Origin of the sequence: Muriicola sp. (genome assembly GCF_049669965.1) — a bacterium.
Taxonomy (GTDB): Bacteria; Bacteroidota; Bacteroidia; order Flavobacteriales; family Flavobacteriaceae; genus Muriicola.
Genome location: NZ_JBATLB010000296.1, coordinates 1 through 3,035, shown reverse-complemented (window position 1 = coordinate 3,035; position 3,035 = coordinate 1). Strand labels below are relative to the sequence as shown.

The window sequence follows — 3,035 nt, the reverse complement described above, 5'->3', positions numbered from 1 at the left end:
ATGCTCTTTTCCTTCATTGTCTATAAAATAGGAACGAAATGAACCTTTCACGACATAATTCCGATATTGACAAACGTAATTCGGTTGGTCAATAATTTGGCGTTTTTTGATTTTGGTCGTTCGGATTATTCCAATCAGTTTTTCCGTTTCCTCTTCGTTCAGAGTAACGTATTTTCCAATGTTTTCTAGTATGGTTTTATATTGTTCCAATGTTTTTTTAAATGTGCCACAACGGTTTTGGCTATGATTGCGGCGCGGCGATAGGGGCGAAGCTCAGCGTTGGGTTTCCTGCGTTGCAGGAAAAATTAACGTCGGCAAAAGCGAGCCCTAACCGTTTAGCATTGAGGCCAAGTTTAGTTTTATTTAAATGTAGGAAATTTCAATTAAGCAGGAAAGCAGCGATAAATTATAGCCGTTGTTACAGCACGTATTTTATGCTTCTTCCGTAATGATCATTTTATCAATCATCCATTTTTTATTTACTTTTTTAATCAATACTAAATATCCTGTTCCACAAAGTTTTCCACAACCAAAACCAGTAGAGAGTATTCCGAATTCTTTTGACGGATCGAATAATATTCTTGAAAATCCAATTATTCCCGATAGGTGAAAATTATACTCCTCATTCCAAATATTACTTTTACTCGGGAAATTAGATCGATATTTAAACTTCAATTTTGGGTCTGCTACTAACCTCTCTAAATCGATTTTGTATTTTTCGGATAAATCGATCTTCTTAAAAATTATTTCCTTTTCGATATAACGCTTTAATAGAAATTTATAATCCTCATATTTTAAGCTTTCGGTACTGTCATTAATGGCTATTACCAGTCTTACTGTATCCGCTTTTAATTCTTCAGCTTTGTGTTTCCATTCCTTCAAAATACTGTCTGACATAATGGTATCATATCCAATAAGTTGGTTTGTGTCATTATAATGAGGAACTGGTGGTGGTGGGGGTAATAAACGACGGTCAAAATGTATTTTTTCTATTAGTAATGGAAAAATTTCATAAGCAACGGATTTCTCAAAGTCTAATTCGGTCTGGTTTTGATTACAACTTGCAAGGACAATTTGAATTCCTATTATAAAAATGAATAGAAGATATTTCATATGTGCTGTAACGGTTGGGCTATGGCGCGTTTTAATGCGCTATAGCTTTTGTTGGCTGTAGTTTTTTATTGTTTTCAAAATGTTTCAATACCCGCATAGCTCTCAATGTATTCCATCTACTTGGTTGACCGGCTTTTTCCATTACAAAGTGCACTTCTCCGGGATGAGCCGCTTGCATATTCCAAGTTCCATTCTTATTTCGTTTTTTATGAATCATTGCATAAGCATCACTCATTCTATCATCCCATTTTCTTTCCGCTTTCTGGAAATAGTCCAATGCTCTAAGAATATTATACTTCCATCTGCCGGGATATGATAATTTCAAAAAGTCCCGGTGAATGACTTTCCCTGTTCGGTCGGAAAGGAACAGTCTATGAATCAGCACGAACTCTTCTGCACTTTTAATCGCTTTTGAGATTTCATTTCTTCTGTAACTAAAACCTGCTTTTTGAAATTCAAACAGTCCTTCAAGGACTGAGATTGTCGAATGTAAAGAGCTATGACTTGCCCCGCTTCTTGTTGTCCTGCAATTGAATCCTCCATCCGGCATTATTTCATTGAGGAGACTATCTACAATCGAATGCAATTCATTCTCAGGTGTCTTGAAATAGGATGCATAGTTTAAAAACATTCCATTTACGCAAACATCACTATGTACAGACGTTGATGGTCCTAGTTGTATTCCGCCATCTTCAGCTTTCAAAGTTTTCAATACTTGCTCTGTGGATTCTTTCACAAGTTTGTTGTTCTGATTCGGATTCAGGTTGCGAAGGTCGAGAAGCGTATAATGCGTTGAAATCCACTTCGGTTGATAAAACCGGTCGCCCCAATGTCCATTTGGTTTTCTTTTAGATAGAAATTGTTTTCCCCAACCTTCATCTAAAATTCTGTCCTGCAAATCTTTTCTGTCAGTTCCCAACAAATCACGGTTAACCTGGTATTGTATTGAAACATCACCTTTAAGCAACCATTGTATGATTTGTTCTTCGTCCATTTCTAAATTACAGCCAACGTTTAAGCTATGCTTTCGGCCCGATAGGGTGAAATCAAATAGATTTAATTTGTATTAAATCTAAAGTAGGAAATATTTTATAAGTGGCTGAAGAGTAGGGCTGAATTATAGGTGTTGTTAGCGGCCGTGGTGTAGCCCAGACTTTGCGTTAGACATTTAACCCTGGTAAAGGTTCGCGGCGCCCTTTTTAAACTGGTTTAATAGATATCAACCCCGACCTTGGCCAATGATGGACTGCCTTTAAAATAGGAAAGTCGTTCCCCATGCGCACTGATAGGTAAACCATATTTAAAAAGGGAAGAATTGCACCAAACCGCAGTCTACTTATTTTCTATCCGTAGCCCTCCGTAAGAGTAGGTTTTAATAAAACACTATGGCCGCTAACGGCTTTGGCTATAATTGCGGCGCGGCGTTGGGGGCGAAGCTAGCGGAGGATCTAACGGCTTTGTCGTTAGAAATTCGCGCTGGCAAAGCGAGCCATGGCCGTTCAACCATTGAAGCCAAGTTTTGTTTTATTTAAATGTAGGAAATTTCAAGGAAGTTCTAAAGCAGCGCTGAATTATAGCCGATGTTAGGTTTTCGTACCTATTGTTTTACGAAATATTCGACTACCTCATAATCTTGTCGACCTGAGTTATCTTTAAAATGTCTTTTTTGTGTCATTTTAAGTTTATCATCAATGATTTCGTAGGTTATTGAGCTTTCAGCAAATCCAGAATCCCAAATTAGTTCAAATTTATTGGTTCCTTTTTTCACCTCATTTGCAATATTTTCTCCCCAATCGCAATCCTGAGGTTGACAACTACCCCACATTTGCACAATAAAACTATTGTTTTTGTAAGAAATTTTACATTTGGTTATACCTGGCCTTTCTTCATTAACATTGATCCAAAGACCATCGAAATCACTT

Annotated in this window: 3 protein-coding genes and 1 pseudogene; all 4 read right to left on the bottom strand. The window is 37.2% G+C overall.

Going from position 1 to position 3,035, the window contains the following annotated elements; all coding sequences use genetic code 11:
• Window positions 1-210 (bottom strand): annotated as a pseudogene (locus WBM49_RS14385) (Crp/Fnr family transcriptional regulator); the annotation flags it as partial.
• Window positions 211-432: 222 nt separating this feature from the next.
• A complete protein-coding gene (locus WBM49_RS14380; RefSeq protein WP_424372738.1) occupies window positions 433-1,113 on the bottom strand; it encodes a hypothetical protein in 681 nt (226 codons plus the stop codon).
• Between the two features lie 31 nt (window positions 1,114-1,144).
• Window positions 1,145-2,107 (bottom strand): hypothetical protein, encoded by a 963-nt coding sequence (locus WBM49_RS14375; protein WP_424372737.1) that lies wholly within the window; start codon window positions 2,105-2,107, stop codon window positions 1,145-1,147.
• Between the two features lie 603 nt (window positions 2,108-2,710).
• On the bottom strand, window positions 2,711-3,035 hold a 325-nt coding region (locus WBM49_RS14370; protein WP_424372736.1), incomplete at its 5' end, for a hypothetical protein.

Bases quoted from the DNA above. Each gene is read 5' to 3' on its own strand.
- WBM49_RS14375 (WP_424372737.1), bottom strand. From the start codon at position 2,107: ATGGACGAAGAACAAATCATACAATGGTTGCTTAAAGGTGATGTTTCA.
- WBM49_RS14380 (WP_424372738.1), bottom strand. From the start codon at position 1,113: ATGAAATATCTTCTATTCATTTTTATAATAGGAATTCAAATTGTCCTT.